We start from the raw sequence: 19,792 nt of genomic DNA, 5'->3' as shown, positions 1-19,792 counted from the left end.
TAAGTAACTCCTATTTACAGAATATACTCCGTCCTTCAAGTGTCAAGAACGTCATGCTATACTTCTTGTCAAAATGACTCGGGGGCTGCGATGTGAAACAAGACGTACTGAGGATGCTGAAAGGGTTGAACTTCACTGAATACGAAGCTAAAGCTTATATCGCTCTTCTGGAAAAATCACCAATGTCCGGATATGCAATCGCCTTAAGCTCAGGAGTTCCACGATCGAAAATTTACGAGGTATTGAATGGGCTTGTTGAACGAGGGGAGATCTTTGTAAGCCATGAAGACCCTGCGCTATATATCCCACTGCCTCCGCAGGAACTGATTTCGAACAGAAAGAGGAAGGCAGACGCGGCCTTTGACGAGGCTTCCAAATGTTTGGAAGTGTTTCATGCTACGATGCAGAACAGAGATAACATTTGGAATATCGCAGGCTACGATGCAATTATTGGGCGTATCAAAGACAGCATCAAAAGAGCAAACAGCCGTGTTTTACTGGAAATTTGGAAAGAAGATGCGGAGCCGCTGAAAGATGAATTACACGAAGTATCGGCTACAGGCGTCGAAATCACTATCGTTTCATACGGAGATTTGGATTTCGATTTCGCTGACGTTTATCCACACGATTCTAGTGATGAAATCACATTGGAATATGGAGGACGTTGGGTTGTTCTTAGTGTAGACGACATTGAGGTTGTCGCAGGCATTGTATCCCTTGGGGAGGATAGTCGGGCAGCGTGGACAATGCACCCTGGATTGGTAATGCCGATCACGGAAGTTATTGTACACGACCTATATATAATGGAGATGTTAAAAGAGCACCGTTCTATACTGGAGTCTAGTTTTGGACCTAATTTGATCGAGCTTCGCAAACGTTTTAACATTGGACCATCTGGATTTACGGTTGCGACGAAACTAGGTTTGGTTAAATAGACCGTGTATCTCATTTGTATCAAATGGCACTTACCTTCATCCAATATGTTCGTTTAGCTGACAAGCCATTAAAAGCACCATGAGCTATTTAGATTTCTAAAAGTGTCGCTATTGCATACTCCTGGCCGGGTAGCTTGGGCACCTTGCGGTGCCCTTGCCCCCTCAGAACCGTGCGTGACAGTTTCCCGTCACACGGCTCAAGCCACCTTCACCAGTTGTCTCTGCAACCCACTGCGGGGAATGCGACTTCTCGCATGCTCTTTCGAGTGTGACCCGTTGACTCGTCTCTTGGACGGATAATTGGGTTCATAACAGGTCACGCCATTCACCGTGTGCTACGAGATTTCCAGCTAGATGACCCTGGGCAAGTCAGCACGCTTTCGCGTTAGGACAATTGGTGTTGCCACCGTCCCTATCCACCCCATTACAGGATGGCATTCGCTTTTTGCCCACTCCTCTACCCCCTGGGGATTCGGCATCGCTTGCACTTTGCTTACTGTTCGGCTATTCCAACAGACCCCATCGGGCTTACCTTGTTTCATCGATAACCCATTAACCAAGTGTTTAGGTGCCCCGACTCCCGCGATAGCGCTTGGAACTGCGAATCAGCAATCTGGGAGTGCTGATCCCGACTACTTGCCTTTTGGCCCAAGCGTGTCAGAGTGTTTCGCTTGTCTTGCATAACGCGGTTTATAAGGGGTTCACTTTCGTTCACCATGCACCTGTAACCTAGCTCCGGTTCGAATCACCCTATCGAACTCGGCTACATTGTCTCGTGAGCTATCGCAAGACAGCGTGCCATCCCACGTCACGGTAGGTTCGCGCCCGCAGTTCTGGGCGGGTGGATTCACACCACATGATTATCGACAACTTACAAGTCGCAACCCCGATGTGCAATAAGGCGGTGCTAAGGCAATTCGTATATTCATGCAGCGTGCATTGCATAGCGGTTATGGGACCTATGCCCCCTTTAGTCCAAGAAGAACTGGGTTCAAGAATTGTTTTCTGCCGTTACTAAACGGTCACCAAGTACATAATCAAGTTCCTTATTAGAACTAATCCCGTCTCTCTGGAATACATTGATGTCTTGGCTACCCGCTGTAGCAGTTCCGACCCATTTGAGTGTTACCATATTGGGATTCGCTTCGCCGACAGTCGAATATGTCAGACCATGCCAAACAATCTTGTCAGGGGCGGGTACACCGTTAATAATTACGTGGGACTCATATCCTATCCTATGAACTGATGCGAATTGATATATGTTTATCGATACTGATGCAAGCAATAACAGACAACCTACGGTCAAAATAATTAGCCGATTCTTGTTCACACATATTACCACCTGACAAATTTATAATTGATGATGCCCGTTAGTTAAAAAGGGTTATCTTTGCACTATATATACTACTTTTCCTTCAGAATTGTATCCTTCCACATTTATTGATCCTAAAGGCAATTTACCCTTAAAGATAAAGCAGTAAGCACCTGTTTTGCTGTTTACATTTACAGTTGATGTGTTCCCGTTGTGGAAGATTATTTTCACTCTAATAATACTTTTGTCGTTAACCACGCCACCTATCATTGTAAAGTTCGCTGGCATTGACATAATCAAAATTTCAAGTGGCTTACCAGAATCACTCGGAAGTGTAGAAATCATTCCAATTTGATCCCAACCTCCGTTTTTGATGCGTCTTCCGATAATTTCTGACCATAAATGTTGAGATCCCTTGTCGTACGAGGCAATGACATAATCGTACTGACCAATTTCGCGACTATATTCTACCTGAACATTTGAAGCATCATTTGGTGGTTGAGTCAAATACTGATTAGCATTGCCCAAAACGGAATGTGTCACCTGAGTTTGCGTAGCGCATCCCGTTATGCAGATTACAACGCCTACTAGACTTCCCATTATTTTGTTTGATTTGTTCTTACTCAACAGCGTTCCCTTACAACGCATAAGTGGACCTCCGCTACCTGTCGGTTCAAATAAAAAAGCACCCATATGGATATATATTCCACATCCAACGGGTGTAATCCTTGTAAATCCTTATTAAACTATACTGCCCCATCGTATTATGAGGTCAGCCAGTTATTGGCTGACCTCTGTTTATTATAGAGGTTTTATACTCCGGTAGTCGGGTCGAACGTCTCTGCCCGTGGGTCTCGGAACCCGTGCGCTAAATTGTTCGCCCCCTACTTGTGGAAGCATGTTTGAAGCTGGTTGGGGCAATAACCTCGTATAAAAAGCGAAGCTATGAACTGCAAGAAGGATAGGGGCTGCCGACAAAATCAGTGAGAGGAGCTGTTCAGGTGAATCCAGTCGTTGGTCTGGATATTGCGAAAGGAGAAAGCAAGGGACAAGTGTTTCTGAACAGGGGTATGCCTCATGGAAAGAGCTTTAACATCGTTCATACAAGTGCAGGGCTCGATCAGTTCCACGATGTACTCCGTTCCGTGGAGGAACTGACCGGAGCGCCCCCTACCATCATCCTTGAATCGACCGGGCACTATCACAAACCGATCACCCACTTTCTTGATGAACAGAACTATGTATATATCCTGGTCAATCCCTTGATTGCCTACCAAGCGAAGAAGACCAGTCTCCGCAAGGTAAAAACAGATGCCCGAGATGCGTACAGTCTCTGCGAACTCTACTACAAAGAAGAGTTTGAGCCGTATAAGAGGCGAGGCATACAGCTACTAGACCTCCGTAACCTTACACGGCAACATGAATCGATCACCGGTTTGTGCATTCAAACGAAGCTACAGTTTCAGGCGATTCTGGACCAGGTGTTTCCTGAATTCAGGGGTGTGTTCGGAGACTTGTACTCAAAGGTCTCATTGCATGTGTTGTCGAGGTTTTCGACAGCCCAAGCCGTTCTGGATGTTTCAGAGGCTGAGCTGGCAGAACGGGTTGCAAAGTTCTGTCCCAGTCGTTCCGACCGTTGGGCGGCTGAGAAGGCAAAGAAAATTATAGCCGCTGCAATGAGGAATCCGTTTCGGGAAGCGAACCTGCAAAGTCACCTATTCAGTCTGGATATGTACATTAAAATGCTCCTTCAATATAAAGAGCATCTATCCGCCCTTGAAAACCAGATAGATGCCCTCGCCATGGATATTGAAGAATATCAGATTATCCAATCCATTCCCGGTATAGGTGGAAAAATCGCTGCAACGATTCTTTCCGAAATCGGAGAAATAGACCGGTTTAATCACCCAAAGAAACTCGTGGCTTTTGCGGGCGTTGACCCCCGTGTGTTCTAGTCTGGTAAGTTCACAGCAACCATAAATCGCATCAGTAAACGGGGCTCCAGCCGACTTCGTCACACGTTGTTCGTCGCTGTTTTGTGCAGTTTGCGTAAAAGCGGCAGTAAGCGACTAAAAGCCTTTTACGACCGAAAACGAGAAGAAGGAAAGGCTCATAAAGTCGCTGTGATCGCCTGTGCTAACAAACTGCTTCATTGGATTTATGTCGGGTTAAAACGTAAAGAAGCTTTCCTAGACATGCCTTAATTTCTAGGTCAAGACCGACAAATGAAATACCTTCCAGTGTTCGAGGAAGGTTTATTTGGCTCTTCGCTGGTTGAGATGGGTTGAACAAGTCAATCATGGAGGTATAAAAACCCATTGGCAAACCAGAGTTAGGGTCAATGCCTCCTTGTTGTCGGCTTGACATGACTTGTAGGATGCCAAGTTGGGCATCCGTCAAGAGCTTTCGCGGCATATCCTCCCGTTGGTCGGTATTCCACGCTCTCTTGACGTAACAGGAGGTTATCCAAATGTCCGATCCCGTTCTTGACTTGTTCAATCACTCTATTGGCGTTCAATCTCCCTGGCATGTTACTTCGGTTGAATTCAGCAAAGAGAATAAACGTCTTGACATCACGGTCGACTACAAAGATGGAACCAAGTTCCCATGCCCAAATTGCGGCAGTCAGAACACGGACATCTACGACCGCGACACTCGCTCATGGAGGCACCTCAATCACTTTGAGCACGACACATACATTCACGCCAAAGTGCCTCGAATCTGGTGCCATGATTGCTCGAAGGACAAGGGGGTGTACGGACCATCGAAGTGCCCTGGGCACGCAAACGCGGGCATTTCTCATACGGCTTCGAGGCATTCATCCTTCAACTGGTTCGCGAGATGCCCGTTCTGGCAGTTGCACGTCTAGTCGGGGAACATGATACCCGTATCTGGCGTATCGTTCGCCACTATGTGAATCAGGCTCGCGAATCACAAGACTTCTCAGATGTTCACCACATTGCGGTTGACGAAACCTCTACAGCTCGCGGTCATCACTACGTGACCGTTGTTGCAGATACAGAGCAAAGACGGGTAATCTTCGTCACGCATGGCAAAGACATGAGTACCCTTACGCGATTCGTCGATGATTTCACGCGACATGGCGGCGACCCAGATGAAATCGAAACTGTCTGCTCCGACATGTCTCCAGCATTTATTGCTGGTGTTCACAAATACTTTCCTGACGCTTCACTCACATTTGACAAGTTCCATGTTACGAAAGTAATCGGTGAAGCGGTGGACAAAGTACGCCGTGAAGAACAACGCACACAGCCCATGCTCAAACAATCCAGGTACATTTGGCTGAAGAATGAGCACAATTTGACAAGCAAGCAAAAAGAGCGATTACAGGAGCTTCGGCACTTAAATCTCAAGACGGCAAAGGCATACCAGATGATGCTGACATTCAAAGAGCTTTGGATACAGCCAAAGTCCCTTGCCAAGCCGTTTCTGGACAAGTGGTACTTCTGGGCCACGCATTCGCGGCTCAAACCAATGATTGACGCCGCTAAAACCATTCGCCGCCACCAAACTGGCATACTGTCTTGGTTTGATAGCAGAGTGAATAATGCCCTGATTGAAAGTATGAACAGTCTCATCCAAGCCATGAAACGAAGAGCGAAGGGTTATCGCAACGTCGAGAACTATATCTCTATGATTTACCTGTTGCTAGGCAAGTTGTCCTTCGCTTTACCCACCTAAAACAGCGAGGAGGCCCGAAACTTATCCGCTTTGAGCGATTATACATTTAGTAAACGCCGAAAGGACAAATATCTTGGTCGAGTCGTCCATACAGAACATACGATGCCGTAGAAACAGATTTCTTCTTGGTTGGGAGGTGGTCTGGAATGGACAAATGCCCGCCGATTGTGTGTGACCCCGCGTATGTATTTGAGGATTGTTACGTGTACCGTGAACAACCAATTATCCAGCCAATTATCAAAGTCAGGAGGCACATCGTTGTAAACGTGCCACGGTACTACACGCAACCCCAGTCACGGGACGTGGTTGTAGACCCAGGTTGCCCCGGAGGCAGATGCTGACCGTGTAATAACTAGTGTACGTAAACCACGTAAAAGCCCGCCCAGAAGAAGATGGCGGGTTTTTACGTGTTGTCTGACTTGGACAATTTACCTTTGGACCCGTATTTTCGACGAAATTGACGCCTACGCCTTGACCTACTTATGTAAAGAGATCCACCCTTATTGTTTTCAAACGTGAAACGTTTACCGTGGGTTGGATACCACCAACATGGTGGTCAGTTCGTGCATATTGTGGTCTTGTACACAGTGAAGACTGAGCGCCCGGATAATACATAGACGGTCAAACTTGGCACTCTAAGCGGAGGAGAGCGCACATGAAGGCGTCTAATAAATCGAACAAAAATTCTACTCCGACACGGTCTGCCCCACAGAAATCCCGAAAAGACACGGAGACTAAAGCAATAGGCTTTCTTATGTTATATGTGACCGTCAAATCAAATTCTTCCGTACTGTTCCCCGACTCTCTCCCACCTCAACCCCGCCAAATCCCTTGCCCCGCCTGGCTGTTCCCGACTTTCCCTCACGTCCACCCAATATCTGCCGTTAAATGAATTTGGTTTCTGGATCACGCTTTTTCCTACGCATTTTTATCCGTAATTTTTCCAGATTCATCGATTCTGCGTAAAATGAAGTCTTTCCCTGGAAAGGCAGGGCAAGAGCGGATTTTAGGGCGCAGGGCAAACAGATTTTGTCGTGTATTTTTTCCCATTTTTGATCGGGCTGTGTTCAGGAATCATTGATATGTCGGGCTTTTGCGTGCCTAACCCCTTCCGAACTTCACCCTGTCTTTTCCCCCACTATTCGCTTTCAGGCACTAAAAAACACGTGCGAATCCAGGCTTTTGACCCGAATTCACCCGTGCTGTAGGGAACAACTTAATTTACTCAGGGTAGAACTTATTTTGCGGAGAATACAACTTCATTTTGCAAACACACCAACTGATCAGTTGAAATAGAGTTGGTAACCGACAGCCCTTGACGTGACAAGATTCCAGACAGTCTCTGAATAACTGTAGAATAATTAAAGTCGGTAACCGACACGTCACATCAAATTGCAGCCAAAGAATAAAGTTGGTAACACTGTCTAGGCTTTTCTATTCTGATCGTTACGCCTAAACAGAGTGTTCCACCAGCTCATAAACATACTCCGTTCGGAAGTTATATACGAACTTTGGTAAGAGGCCTTGTGTCGCTAAGGCCACCGTTAGCGACAGAAGCATACCTTAATCCAGTTGTTCCTTTGGCTCAGGTAATAGTAGGTCGGGGTACTTACGTCTTGCTCGAAGATAGTAAATTAAAGCCTGTTCATCCATCCCAGCGTCTAGCAGTTCACTTACCGTGGTTATCACACTGTTCAGTTCCTCTAACCATTCCTCATCAACATTATCCTTGATTTCTTCTATTTCACTGACAATATCGTTTACAACGAAAAATGTCCGATTTTTTGGTCTTGCAGGTAATCCCCCGTCAACCCTTTTCTTTGCATCGTAGTATTCGATAGCTGAGTTTAGAAGTCCTACATTGGACATGTCTTCCACGAGGTCAGCCCATTTATCAAGTTCTGCTGCGTTATCTGTTAAACTTTTCACCCGTTCACGTAACCCTCTTTCTCTGAAAATTGTATCTAACAATGTTCCAGGCTTCTCCCTATATTCGATTTCTGCCAACTCCTGCTCATGTTCCTGAGCCTTCTGTCGCTGTTTCTCCGCATATTCCCTGAGCCATTTCACAAACCAATTGCTCACAATGCCAATTTCTAAAGAAAACGTCCTAAAGCAGATTGCTTTGGGGTTGATACCCGTGAACGAAGTGAGGGTCCTTCCCTCCGTGAGGTTGTGTTGTCCCCACATCATCGGTACTATGACCCCCTCCGACTCCCTCCTCGCCGCTTGCCACTTCACCCTTCGGGTTTATAGGTTCGCGCTTTACGACAGACTTCCATTCTGCCGTGCGAGGTATGGTTCCCCAGTTACAGACACAACTGTAAAACTTCTATATAGTCCCCATTTTATACTATTAATGCCACGTCAACACTACTAATATCAGATTATTTTGTCCGACATCCATTTCAAGCATAGACCCTTTACCCAGATCGATATGCCGAACTGTTATTACTGAAACTTCTACTTGAACCCAGAACTACCCGTCCCGTTTATACGCTTGTAACAGTCGTCGAATTGTCCACCGGTATTCTTCTTTTGTCCAAAATAGTTTTATATTTGTTGCTAGCTTATCAGCGCTTTCGGTAAATTCTATTTCATCACCTGGTTGCGGTACTCGTGTTTTTCCATGAACATCGGAGTATGGTTCCGAACTTATTTTGAAAGTAAAAGTCATATGACTAGACCTTATATAAGCTGTATCCCCTACAATTCTCTCTATTTGGCCAGAGCGTCTTTCACTCAATTAATACACTCTTTCAGTAAAGATAATGAACCTCCCTTAATCTCAAAGGTTACTTAGGTAATGACTTTAAACATATATTTATTACGGCCGAAATTCCAATAATAACGGCGAAAAGTATTAACATTGGTTGCTGGCTCACCAGTCCTAAAAGAACAGACAACAGATAGTCACCCTTTCCTGTGTTGTCTCTTTCTATTTCATCACAGGATTCCTTTATGTTGAGGACATTATTAGGACACGTTTGAATGTAAAACCAAATCCGTCATTATCGATGACTGATTAATAAAAGGGGTACATTTCGAATGTAATTTTTGAGGAAGATAGGAGAGACTGGCATAAGACTACTCTCCAATTCTCTTAACCCGCAATGACGAGCCGCTAAGTGCTAAAAAGCAAATGGTCAGTCAATAACGACTAATATGTATACCGGTTGAGTCCACAGTTACCTCACCTTTTTCGTAAAGCATTTTAACTTGAGGAGATTGAATAAATGGTGTTCCCATTACAATGGTGGTATCCATAGATCCTAAGGATAGTGCCTGGCTTGAACCAGCAAATGTTGCTGCTTGTGAAATTATATTGCTTTTCTCTTTAGACACGCTTAATATGTGTAGCCCACCGGTGACAAGCACTGTCAACCATGCAATACATACTACAGCCGACAGGATAATAGGGTGATCCATATGGAGTACCCCCAATCTTCTCTCACCTCGGTTAAACCATGGTCCTCTGTGGGGTTTCAAGCCTCTGAGTCGTATTTCCGACTCAATGCGTTTTAAATTAAGGGTTTCAATCTCGATCATTTAGCTTAATGCAGCGTGAAGTTGGAGCGAGTTATTTCGACGAAGTGGCTCAAGTTGTTTGGGAGGCTTATCTTCAACGACTGCCCTAAAAGGATCGACCGAGGCCGAACAATTTGCTTAAGTGTGTGCAGGGAAAAAACAGGCAAGGTAGCCGATAGCTCCTCGCCTGTTTCTGTTCCCAACGGGTTATATCAAACCGCACCGTCTCGTTCCAAAATCGTTGCGATTCCCTGACCGCCGCCAATACATGCGGTTATCAGTGCGAATCTGCCTTGGATCCGTTCCAGTTCATAAACGGCTTTAGTCGCCAAAATCGCTCCCGTGGCACCGAGTGGGTGCCCATGGGCAATGGCCCCCCCATTCACGTTTACTTTGCGCGGATCCATTTGCAATTCTCGGTCACACGCAATCACTTGAGCTGCAAACGCCTCGTTAATTTCGATAATGTCAATGTCGTCCAGCGTTAAGCCTGATTTGTCCAACACCTTACGCGTCGCAGGTACGGGACCAATTCCCATCACGTTCGGATCCACACCCGCCACGGCCCGTTCACGTATCGTCGCTAGTGGCTTCAAACTCAACACCTCTGCTCTTTCCCGCGACATGATGACGAGCGCGGAGGCAGCATCGTTTAAACCAGAACTATTGCCCGCCGTTACCGTACCATCCTCCAAGAATGCGGGCCGAAGTCTCGCCAAAGCCTCAGGGGTTGTTTGCGGCCGCGGATACTCATCCGTATTAAAAATGTAGCTGTCTCCTTTTCCTGTTGGGACCGTTATAGGAACAATTTGTTCCGCAAATCTCTGTTCAGCCATGGCCACCGCCATCTTTTGTTGGCTTGCAAGGGCGAATTGGTCCTGTTCTTCGCGACTGATTCCATACTTCTTCGCGAGATTTTCTGCGGTGATCCCCATAGGTGGGTTACCAATTTCACGGGGAGCTAACTTCGACCTGATAAACTGTGGTGGCTGTAAACTGTATAGACTGGTCGGTTTCGCCATCATGTACGGAGCCTGGCTGTAACTCTCAACCCCTCCTGCGATATACACATCGCCGTCTCCCGCCTGTACTGCTTGCGCTGCCACAAACATGGCATTGATCCCGGACCCACACTGCCTATCGACGGTCAGCCCTGGAATTTGTACGGACAACCCCGTCTTTAACGCCGACAAACGAGCGATATTTCCTCCACCGCCAAGAACGTTGCCTAAAATGACGTCGTCGATTACGTTCGCTTGTAAGTTTGCGCGACTGATGGCTTCTTGAATGACAGTGGCTGCAAAGTAGTGTGGAGGCAAAGACGCGAGCGCCCCTCCCATTCTTGCGATGGCTGTACGCAAGGCAACGACAATGACTGGATCGCGTTCCGACATTTTCGACATGTTAAACCTCCCTCAAAGCTACCTAAAATCGTGCAACTCGCTAACCATAAAACCATATGCTCCGTAAAGCTTCAGCCAACTCTCTCATTTAAACTGCTTCCTACGAAACCACGGGCCACGCCCGACGAAAATCAGCACGCCGTAAATGACAACCCCAGCCCAACAGACATCAAACCAGGCCGCGAATCCGAATCGTTCTGCAACGGGAAAGGTGATGGACCCGGCGATGGCTACAAGGACGTTTGTCACGAATGACCAAATCGCCCACCCTGTGGCTTGCAATGTCGGATGAATATCTTCGAGGTTTTCCGAGAACAACGCCATCCACGGACCAAAGCCGAAACCGAGTAGCACACCTTGTAAAGACGTGTAGACCATCATCGTTCCAGCCGATACGTGGTGGCCAATTAAATGGATCCAGAAATACATAAATATCAGTAAACCGATGACGCCAATAAAGGAAAATATCTTCCGCAATTGCAGGCGATCAGAAACCCACCCGATAACAACCAACGCAACTAAGTTTGCCAACCAAAAATAACTGGCGAGCGTTGAAGCTTCCGCTGGAGAATACTTGAAAGCGGTTACAAGGTAGATAGGTCCAAACGCTTGTGTGAAGAAGTATAAGAGCAGGAACAGGACAATGCCAATGGCCAGAGCCCAGATATGGAAAGATCCATACACCAATTTTGGCGAGGCTATCGTTTCGTTCTGCGCCTGCGCGGAATGGTTCACGTTTGCCACACTCGTGTTATCATGGACCACTTGCGCGCGAAGACCGGGGGACAAATCGCGAATGAGAAACGCTACGATGATAGCCACGACAAGGCAGAATATTCCCATGATGATAAACTGTGACTTCCACGAGTTGTGAAAGATCGGCAGTGTGGCCCCGGCGACGCCGGCTGCCAAGTAGTTCGCCCCAACTGGACCAAATGTCCATAAACCAAATCCCAAGGCCCGGCCGACTCGCGGTGTAAAGTCGCGAATGAGCCCGGTTGTTGCCGGGATCGAAACACCGAGAATAATAGCCATGATAACTCGAACGACAATGAACTGGGTGGTGTTGTGTACAAGACACATTCCAAATACCGCGATAGCGGTGACGATAGTCCCTGCAACAACGAAGAATGTACGGCCGTACTTATCGATCCACGGACCGGAAATGACCGCTACGATTGCTGAAACAACAGCACTGGCAGCAACAATGAATCCATAATTCGTGATGGTTAAATGTAGATCGGGAAGTAATAGTGGGACAACTGGGGCTAATTCACCTTCATAGTTAGCCACAATATTTGCGATGATTACGAGGGCAAGCAGACCGATTCGCATCCAACCAACTGGATACTTCATGATGTAGCGAGATTGTACCCAACTCATCATATGCCTTTGTCCTCCTCCAATTAGGGCACCATCAGCGCCCATCCACGAGTTTGACTCATAATATTCAGATAATATCGCGATCGCTCCTTGATTGTTGTCACTTCTATGTCTTCATATTCCACCGGACGAGCACATAGCGTAACCACCTACACACATTGGGTAATTAGGGCGGCTAAGGCCGCCCGCGAGTTACCCTTCTATCGAAATCAGTGCGTCCAATGCTTCAATTTGCGATCCATGAATCCAGAGTGGATTGATTTCCAATGCCCGCAGTTGATCACGATGGCGAACGGCGAGCCGCGAAATCTGGTAGATGACGTCCACCAACCTCTCGATATCCGCCCCTATACGCCCACGCGTTCCACGAAGGAGAGGAAAACTCCGAAGTTCCTCCAACATGGATCGGATTTCAGCGCGATCGACCGGCAAGACACGCAAGCTCGTGTCCTTCATCACCTCGACGAAAACACCGCCCATTCCGACAGCTAGCACCTGTCCCCACAAGGCGTCACGAACGACGCCGACGAGCATCTCCACGCCTTCACCACGCATCGGTGACACAAGGATCCCGTCCACACGACTTCTGGGAACCTTTTCCCGAACTGAAGCCAGGATAGTTTGATAGGCTTGCAGGACTTCTTCGTCGGACTGTAACCCGAGCGCAACACCGCCGACATCACTCTTGTGCTGAATGTCGGCTGATTGGATTTTCAAGACGACAGGATAGCCCACGGCATTTGCGCCCTCAACTGCTTCAACAGCAGTTCTCGCCAAGACTCCAGGCACAACTGGAATGCCCTCTGCATCTAAAAATGCGCGTGCGGCGTGTTCGCTCCACTCGCCCGTTGACAGGCTTGTCGAAGGTCTTGACACTTCTTCGAACGCTTTGTTTTTCAGCCTGCTCTCACGGTATTTTTGGTGCCACCAAACGGCTTTCCCCAAAGCGGACATTCCGTGCTCCATCCCGCCGACAAAGTGCAAATTTAGTTTCTCTAACACGGATCGCCCGAATGGGGTGATATCAATGGAACTGTTGCTGACGACGACAATCGGGACTTTTGCCCTTGCAACCACTTCGTGAAGCTGGCTATATTGCTCGATCACGGGTGCGACGTCATCCGGCTCGATCCTAGGGGGATCAGTTAAACAGAGAAGAAAGTCAAAGCCAGGATCGTCTGCCACCACCGCGAGCGCACGACGCAAGAGGGTTCCGTCGACAACGACAAATCCGGTCACGTCCAGTGGATTGTGAATGGTGGAGAAGCTTGGCACAACCTCTTTCAGTTTGGACACCGTCTCTGGGGCAAACTCAGGCAGCAGAATCCCTTCGTCAGCGGCTCTATCCGACAAGATATCGCAGGCACCACCTGAGGGTGTCACGACGCCCATCCGACGTCCGGTCAACGGCGGGGTGTAACCAAGCAGCCCAGCAGTCGTAATGAGGTCCTCCAAAGAATTGACGCGGATCACGCCGAGCTGGCGAAAAGCCGCATCGTTGACTGCATCATCCCCAACCAAGGCTCCGGTGTGAGCCATTGCCGTTCTGGCACTGTGTTCGCTGCGTCCAATTTTCATGGCGACAATCGGTTTGCCATGCTCGAGGGCCTTCTTTGCAATACGCGCAAATTCTTTCGGTTGACGGATGGATTCGAGAAAAACGGCAAGCACCTTAGTCGCTTCGTCTTCAATTAAATAATCCATCACGTCAGTCGCAGACATCATCGTCTCGTTTCCCATCGAAACGAGCAGGCTCAATCCCACATTGCGCGCCTGTGCCAAGGTGAGGACGGTACTAGCCAAGGCCCCGCTCTGTAAGACAATACCTACGGGTCCAGGGGTGAGCGGTGGCGCCACAAGTAGACCATATGGAGTTAGCTGTGCGGTGACGTTGATAAAACCATTTCCGTTTGGTCCCAAGAGCAATTGATTATGCGCACGAGCGAACTCGAGTACTTCCCGTTCCATGGCAGCGCCTTCGGGCCCAATTTCACTGAATCCAGATGTCAAAATCACGAGGTTGCGAATGTCAGCCGCATCTGCGTCCCGTAACACCTGTAACACTTGCCCGGTTGGAACCATGACGTACGCGAGGTCGACCGGTTCGTCGATGTCGAGCAATGATGGTACCGCTTTTTGCCCGTGTACGACTTCGTGTTTTGGGTGCACACAGTGCACGGTTGCTCCACCCGACCCACCGAATGTTTTCAGATTCATGTAGGTGAACAAAGACCACCTCGACTTGTCGGTCGCACCCACGAGGGCAATGCTCTGTGGGTGAAAGAATTGACGGAGACGCTCTGGACTGGTGAGGTCGTTCACTCCGACACCTCCCCTTCTTTGGAGGCCACAGTTGGACCGCCGTCGACGTAGAGTGCCGTCCCGTTTATAAATGAAGCCAAGGGGGAGGCAAGGTATAGCACCGCGTTTACCACGTCCTGTGGCTCACCCAGGCGCCCGACAGATTTTCTTCGCCCAGCTCGGTCAATACGCTCAACTGAGTTATTATACAGAACTTGTTTGGCCGCCTCAGTTAGGATTGGGCCAGGTGCAACTGTGTTGATCCGAATCCCTAGTGGGCCCCATTCCGTAGCGAGTGTACGTGTCATATTGACGAGTCCAGCCTTGGCCGCACCGTATGCCACCATACCTGGTGAACTGTCTCTACCGGCGACGGAGCCAATGTTTACGATCACACCCTCACCTTGGGCAGACATGAGTCTAAACGCCGCCTTAGAGACGATATATGGCCCTAACAGATTGATGTTCAGCACTGATGCAAACCCATTTGGACTGAGTTCACTGGCCGGTGCATAGAAACTTCCTCCGGCATTGTTAATCAATATGTCGATCCCGCCAAAGCGCCGTTCAATATCCTCAAACACCGAAGCAATGGCTTGCTCGTTTCGCACGTCAGCGGCGTAAACAGGCGCGTTGACCAAATTGGGGTGACGCGCTTTGACCTCTTGCAGCTTTTCCGCCCGCCGGGACAGTAACGCCAGGCGAGCTCCCCTTTCAGCAAAACCGTATGCAATGTGCTCACCGATTCCCTGTGACGCACCCGTGACAAGCACTCTTTTATCCGTAAAGTCGTACACCGTTTTTCACCCCTTTAACGTTCCGCCGTAGAAATTGTGCTTTCCTCGTCAACAATTTCAAAGAAGGGGAGGGTTAGGTTATCGTCGATTTTCTCAAACGCAACTTTCACCCGTCTGCCAATTTCCACTTGCTCTCGCCGACCCTTTATTCGAGTCATCATGCGGACACCTTCCGCTAATTCGACAATCGCAACAACAAAAGGCACGTCATCTGTAAATGGTCCGAACGAACGGTGAACGACAGTGTATGAGTAAATTTCACCGTAGCCACTAACCGTAACGAACTGTAATTGATCCGAGAAGCAGTGAGGACAAACGGACCTTGGGTAAAAGACGTGCTGGTGGCAGGTCTGGCACTTCTGGACTCTCAATTCGTTATTGTCGATTCCTTCCCAGTAGGGCTCCGAGTCACCATCTCGGACGGGTATTGGAAAACCTTTCTTCATGATCAATCCCTCCCTAAAATCACGGTTGACGTGGAAGACAGGACTCCACCCGTGCCGTTGACAAGGGCCAACCGGGCATTTTCAACTTGCCTTGGTCCACATTCCCCCCGCAATTGCCGGGTGGCTTCAATCAGCAGAAAGATGCCGTACATTCCCGGATGGCAGTAAGATAGGCCTCCACCGTTTGTATTCATGGGGAAATCCCCGCCAGGTGCGGTCCGTTGACCACTGACAAACGCCCCGCCTTCTCCCGGCTTGCAAAATCCAAGCGCTTCAAGCGTCAAGAGTACTGTGATGGTGAATGAGTCGTAAATCTCGGCGACATCGATGTCCTCATGCCTAACGCCGGCCATTTCAAACGCCCGCTGGCCAGACTCTCTCGCTCCAGTCACGGTTAGGTCAGGCATATTGACAATGCTGTTGTGCGTGTGTGTCTCGCCATGTCCCAGAATCCAAACAGGCCTTGTTTTTGCCCGGCTTGCCGCAGCAGCGGAAGCAACGATAACGGCTCCACCGCCGTCCGTCACCAAACAGCAGTCAAGCAGGTGCAGTGGCTCGGCAATCCAGCGTGAATTCAACACGTCGTCTATCGTTATGGGCTCGCGCATCATGGCCTTTTCATTCATCGCCGCCCATTTACGGGTCGCTACCGCGATCTCCGCCAACTGCTCCCCCGTCGTACCGTACTGGTACATGTGGCGCATCGCGGCTAAAGCGTAGGCTCCTACGGGCGTCGGCAAACCATAAGAACGTTCATACTGTTCAGTTAACATTGCATATGGAGGGATTGCATTTCGGGAACGGTTCGACTTTTGATTACTGCCGTACGTAATCAGTGCGACCTCAAACAACCCGGCCCGAATTCCAGCCACTGCATGGCCTACATGTGCTTCAAAGGAACTTCCTCCGATGTTCGTACCATCCGTATACTTCGGTTGGATTCCTAAATATTCGGCAAGCATGAGGTTTGGTGCCCATGCCCAGTTGCCCGCAGTAAATACCGCGTCCACATCGTCTTTTGTCAGCCCAGCCTCGTCAAGAGCGGCCTTTGCAGCTTGAGCTTGTAACTGAAGCACCGTCTTACCGGGGGTGTAACCCAAGTCCGACTCGGCCACACCCACAATCGCAGCCACGCGATCTGACATCATAATGCGCTTCACCTCACTTTGATGAATCGTGAGCAACGTCTTCTGATTGAAAGGCCACTTGTGCATTTCGCTTACGAAATGATTCGATGAGGAAAAATGTGGCCATTCCAGCCATTAACACAGAAGCCAAAAAGTACGGGTCGGAAGGTCGAATGGTAAACAGCCATCCAGCGACCATGGGACCGAGCGTTCGACCAGTGCTGTTGGCCGCTTGCTGAACGCCGAAACTTCTACCTTGAGAATTACGAGGGGTACGAATCGATATAGCGGATGCAATAATTGGGTAGACGAGTCCGCTGCAGCAGGAAATAACCATAACAGAAAGTAAAGCGATAAAAACGTGACCTGCGAGCCCTAGCGAGACATATCCCATCGTGCCCAGGAAGAAACCGAGGATAATGGCTGGTGTTTCTCCAAACCGACGGTAAACCAAGGGCAATGCCACGACTTGAATGAGTGCTGCAGTACCTCCGTTCACCATAAATGCCCAGCCGGTGACCAGAGGTGTGGAATGAAGATGAGACGTGATAAAGTAGGCTAGCGTTGACGCAATGCTTGAATCGGCGATGGCACCAAACAATGATGCACAAAGGAACGGTAGAATGGCCCACGGCCGCATTATTTTGATGAGATCCGTTGGGTCGTATTCTGCAGTGGTGTGTGTGGTGTTTGTACCATCTAGGATCTGTTGCCGCCCGTTTGCTTTTCGAGGCAACAACCACAAACCGACCATTCCGTTTAGGACGGCTAACATACCAACCCCAACAAATGGCACATTGACTCCAAATACAGCGAGAAATGCACCAACTGGGGGGCCAATAATGAACCCAATGTTGTTTACCGAACCCATATACCCTAAAATGCGTGCCCGATTCTTTGGCAGCGTATGATCCGCCGCTAACGCTTGGGCAGCTGGGAAAACGGCCGCCGCCATCGCACCCGCAAAGAAGCGGAGCACTAACAACAGTGGGAGATTTGGGACGATGCCAAGCAGTGCGGACACAACCCCGTAGCCCACGACGCCAATGATGATGATGGGTTTTCGTCCGACGCGATCGGACAGAATACCCCAGATGGGACTAGACAATAATTGAGCAACTGCAAAAAAAGAAATGGCAAGCCCCATATCAAATGGTGTCGCTCCGAGGTGACTTGCCAAAAATGGGAGCGTTGGCAGAATGACGCCAAAACCAATGTTGGTTAAGAACATCGTCCCCATAAGAAAGACAATGGGTGCCGACATACGGAACCGCCCCCGCTCACTGTGACGATTCAATCTCAGAAATACTGTAAGACGGCTTCACCTACGGTTAAGAGCTTCCCCTCTTCACGCTCCGTGTGGACGGCGAGTGTGATGGTTTTGGCTTCTACGTCCTTCCCTACCACTGTACCCCGACATGTCAGCTCATCACCGGGCCGAACCATACCGACAAATCTCACTTTGAGTCGTCGAACATAGCCGTTCGTCCCGACCAAAAGACGAGCATACTGACCAAGAAAGCCCATACTCAACATCCCGTGAGCGATGACACCCGGAAGCCCCACCTTGCGCGCCGTCTCATCATCCGTGTGAATGAGATTAAAGTCGCCAGACGCACCAGCGTATTTCACTAACTGTACCTTCTCGACAGCCGGTTTTGTCAGTGGTGGCAACGCTTCCCCAACGAAAACACCTTGAAAATTCAACTGATCCACACTGGGAACCTCCCCTCCGTGAACAACCTGTTCCTTTGACGGGCCCGTTATCGCAAGATGATGGTGCTCCGCCCTGTAAACACGGGGTTGCCGTCAAGGTCTTCTCCCGTCATCTCGGTAACCAAGAATGTCATGCTTCCAAGCGATCCTTGCCGCTCATACACGTCAACGACTCGATTGGAGCAGCGAAGTGTGTCGCCTGCGACAATTGGGCGGGTATATTCGTATTCCTGCTCGCCGTGCAGAACGCGGCTTAATTCGAACTGCACGTCTGGCAGCGGAACGCGAAATGTGGTTGGAAACGTTGGCGGAGCCACGATACTTTGATAGCCACTAGACTTAGCAAAAGACTCATCGTGATATAGCGGGTGGCTGTCGCCAATTGCTTCCGCAAACTTCCGTATTGCACCCTTTTCTACTTCAACCACTCTCGCTTCACCGGTACGACCAACGACCGTCTGATCAATCAGCACGCTTTTCTTCCCCCGCTTTCCCATGTGTCCGCAAGTCTATTCCGTTGCATACGCCGCTGCGTATCGCTTCGATAAAATCTCGTTCCGAAGAAAGATAGTCGGTAAATTGGGTAATGCACAGACCCAACTTGTTTGCCTTGTGGGCGTCACTGCCGCCAGTCACTGCTAGGCCGAGATCGTTGGCGGCACGACGCACCAACGTCTCCTCCTCGAGAACACCCGATCCGTTGCAGGCCTCCAGCGCGTCAACGTATTGAAAAACGGGACGCGCTAAGACTTCTTCCCAAGGAGGCAGCCCTCTGGGTGCATCACCGTACGTATAATACGGAGACACGTCGCTGCGAAACGGATGTGCGAGGACCATCGCGCCGCCGACCTTATCCACTTCCCGACGCAGCACACGAATGTCGTGGATCCCTGGCACGTACTCATCCAATCCGTATGTGAGCACATGCCCCATATTCGTGGTGACTTCAACTCCGCGGACGACAATTGCTCCGGTCGACTCGCGAAGGGCTCTGATGTCTCGATTGGACAACACGCAGTCGTGATCGGTGATGCATACGCCGCCAATTCCCGACGCCAAGACCCAGGCAACCAGTTCTTCAATTTGTATCGCGCCGTCGTACGATCCGATAGCGGTATGCAGATGCGTCTCGAATCTCATAC

The 19,792-nt window shown here is 49.2% G+C and carries 16 protein-coding genes and 2 pseudogenes; 3 read left to right on the top strand and 15 right to left on the bottom strand.

The annotated features are described in order from the left end of the window. The first annotated feature begins 92 nt into the window (after nt 1-92). Nucleotides 93-935: a TrmB family transcriptional regulator gene (locus NZD86_RS02870; RefSeq protein WP_268044987.1), complete on the top strand. Its 843-nt coding sequence runs from the start codon at nt 93-95 to the stop codon at nt 933-935. A gap of 991 nt (nt 936-1,926) precedes the next feature. Here the strand turns inward: NZD86_RS02870 and NZD86_RS02865 are convergent. After that, nucleotides 1,927-2,265, bottom strand: coding sequence for a hypothetical protein (locus NZD86_RS02865; RefSeq protein ID WP_268044986.1), 339 nt, complete (start codon nt 2,263-2,265; stop codon nt 1,927-1,929). Nucleotides 2,266-2,319: 54 nt separating this feature from the next. Further along, a complete protein-coding gene (locus NZD86_RS02860; protein ID WP_268044984.1) occupies nt 2,320-2,940 on the bottom strand; it encodes a hypothetical protein in 621 nt (206 codons plus the stop codon). Between the two features lie 308 nt (nt 2,941-3,248). Between NZD86_RS02860 and NZD86_RS02855 the strand changes: the two are divergent. After that, nucleotides 3,249-4,451: pseudogene (locus tag NZD86_RS02855) on the top strand (IS110 family RNA-guided transposase). On the opposite strand, the gene NZD86_RS02850 reads toward NZD86_RS02855, so the two are convergent. Then, the gene (locus NZD86_RS02850; protein ID WP_268047025.1) at nt 4,384-4,662 is read right to left on the bottom strand and encodes a hypothetical protein; all 279 of its coding nucleotides are present in this window, start codon (nt 4,660-4,662) and stop codon (nt 4,384-4,386) included. The pseudogene NZD86_RS02855 and the gene NZD86_RS02850 sit on opposite strands and share 68 nt — an antisense overlap. A gap of 55 nt (nt 4,663-4,717) precedes the next feature. Here NZD86_RS02850 and NZD86_RS02845 point away from each other — a divergent pair. Further along, nucleotides 4,718-5,949 (top strand): annotated as a pseudogene (locus tag NZD86_RS02845) (ISL3 family transposase). 1,563 nt (nt 5,950-7,512) lie between these two features. Here NZD86_RS02845 and NZD86_RS02840 read toward each other — a convergent pair. The 12 genes from NZD86_RS02840 to NZD86_RS02785 all read right to left on the bottom strand — a co-directional run bounded on the left by NZD86_RS02840 (nt 7,513) and on the right by NZD86_RS02785 (nt 19,790). Then, nucleotides 7,513-8,142: a hypothetical protein gene (locus tag NZD86_RS02840; protein ID WP_268044983.1), complete on the bottom strand. Its 630-nt coding sequence runs from the start codon at nt 8,140-8,142 to the stop codon at nt 7,513-7,515. Nucleotides 8,143-9,099: 957 nt separating this feature from the next. Then, a complete protein-coding gene (locus NZD86_RS02835) occupies nt 9,100-9,378 on the bottom strand; it encodes a hypothetical protein (RefSeq protein ID WP_268044982.1) in 279 nt (92 codons plus the stop codon). Nucleotides 9,379-9,689: 311 nt separating this feature from the next. Further along, nucleotides 9,690-10,871 (bottom strand): thiolase family protein, encoded by a 1,182-nt coding sequence (locus tag NZD86_RS02830; RefSeq protein ID WP_268046768.1) that lies wholly within the window; start codon nt 10,869-10,871, stop codon nt 9,690-9,692. A 93-nt stretch (nt 10,872-10,964) separates the two neighbouring features. After that, entirely contained in the window at nt 10,965-12,266 is a 1,302-nt protein-coding gene (locus NZD86_RS02825) for an MFS transporter (protein WP_268044981.1), read from the bottom strand. Nucleotides 12,267-12,455: 189 nt separating this feature from the next. Beyond that, complete coding sequence (locus NZD86_RS02820) at nt 12,456-14,585, bottom strand: acetate--CoA ligase family protein (RefSeq protein WP_268044980.1); 2,130 nt, start codon at nt 14,583-14,585, stop codon at nt 12,456-12,458. Beyond that, nucleotides 14,582-15,361 (bottom strand): SDR family NAD(P)-dependent oxidoreductase, encoded by a 780-nt coding sequence (locus NZD86_RS02815; RefSeq protein ID WP_268044979.1) that lies wholly within the window; start codon nt 15,359-15,361, stop codon nt 14,582-14,584. The genes NZD86_RS02820 and NZD86_RS02815 overlap by 4 nt, the downstream gene beginning before the upstream one ends. Before the next feature lie 14 nt (nt 15,362-15,375). Then, complete coding sequence (locus NZD86_RS02810; RefSeq protein WP_268044978.1) at nt 15,376-15,807, bottom strand: Zn-ribbon domain-containing OB-fold protein; 432 nt, start codon at nt 15,805-15,807, stop codon at nt 15,376-15,378. Between the two features lie 2 nt (nt 15,808-15,809). Next, nucleotides 15,810-16,955: an acetyl-CoA acetyltransferase gene (locus tag NZD86_RS02805; RefSeq protein ID WP_268044976.1), complete on the bottom strand. Its 1,146-nt coding sequence runs from the start codon at nt 16,953-16,955 to the stop codon at nt 15,810-15,812. A 13-nt stretch (nt 16,956-16,968) separates the two neighbouring features. Continuing rightward, nucleotides 16,969-18,231, bottom strand: coding sequence for an MFS transporter (locus tag NZD86_RS02800; protein ID WP_268044975.1), 1,263 nt, complete (start codon nt 18,229-18,231; stop codon nt 16,969-16,971). A 2-nt stretch (nt 18,232-18,233) separates the two neighbouring features. After that, complete coding sequence (locus NZD86_RS02795; protein WP_268044974.1) at nt 18,234-18,650, bottom strand: MaoC/PaaZ C-terminal domain-containing protein; 417 nt, start codon at nt 18,648-18,650, stop codon at nt 18,234-18,236. A gap of 47 nt (nt 18,651-18,697) precedes the next feature. Further along, nucleotides 18,698-19,123 (bottom strand): MaoC family dehydratase N-terminal domain-containing protein, encoded by a 426-nt coding sequence (locus tag NZD86_RS02790; RefSeq protein WP_268044973.1) that lies wholly within the window; start codon nt 19,121-19,123, stop codon nt 18,698-18,700. Further along, on the bottom strand, nt 19,113-19,790 hold the full coding sequence (locus NZD86_RS02785) for a PHP-associated domain-containing protein (RefSeq protein WP_268044972.1): 678 nt from the start codon (nt 19,788-19,790) through the stop codon (nt 19,113-19,115). Before NZD86_RS02785 ends, NZD86_RS02790 begins: the two co-directional genes overlap by 11 nt. Between the last annotated feature and the right edge of the window lie 2 nt (nt 19,791-19,792).

The sequence above is a fragment of the Alicyclobacillus dauci genome, from assembly GCF_026651605.1.
GTDB lineage: Bacteria > Bacillota > Bacilli > Alicyclobacillales > Alicyclobacillaceae > Alicyclobacillus > Alicyclobacillus dauci.
This window is presented reverse-complemented; position numbering and strand designations above follow the sequence as displayed.

Coding starts and splice junctions, on each gene's coding strand:
- NZD86_RS02825 (WP_268044981.1), bottom strand. CDS start 12,266: ATGATGAGTTGGGTACAATCTCGCTACATCATGAAGTATCCAGTTGGT.
- NZD86_RS02830 (WP_268046768.1), bottom strand. CDS start 10,871: ATGTCGGAACGCGATCCAGTCATTGTCGTTGCCTTGCGTACAGCCATC.
- NZD86_RS02785 (WP_268044972.1), bottom strand. CDS start 19,790: ATGAGATTCGAGACGCATCTGCATACCGCTATCGGATCGTACGACGGC.
- NZD86_RS02810 (WP_268044978.1), bottom strand. CDS start 15,807: ATGAAGAAAGGTTTTCCAATACCCGTCCGAGATGGTGACTCGGAGCCC.
- NZD86_RS02860 (WP_268044984.1), bottom strand. CDS start 2,940: ATGGGTGCTTTTTTATTTGAACCGACAGGTAGCGGAGGTCCACTTATG.
- NZD86_RS02805 (WP_268044976.1), bottom strand. CDS start 16,955: ATGATGTCAGATCGCGTGGCTGCGATTGTGGGTGTGGCCGAGTCGGAC.
- NZD86_RS02850 (WP_268047025.1), bottom strand. CDS start 4,662: ATGCCGCGAAAGCTCTTGACGGATGCCCAACTTGGCATCCTACAAGTC.
- NZD86_RS02840 (WP_268044983.1), bottom strand. CDS start 8,142: ATGATGTGGGGACAACACAACCTCACGGAGGGAAGGACCCTCACTTCG.
- NZD86_RS02835 (WP_268044982.1), bottom strand. CDS start 9,378: ATGGATCACCCTATTATCCTGTCGGCTGTAGTATGTATTGCATGGTTG.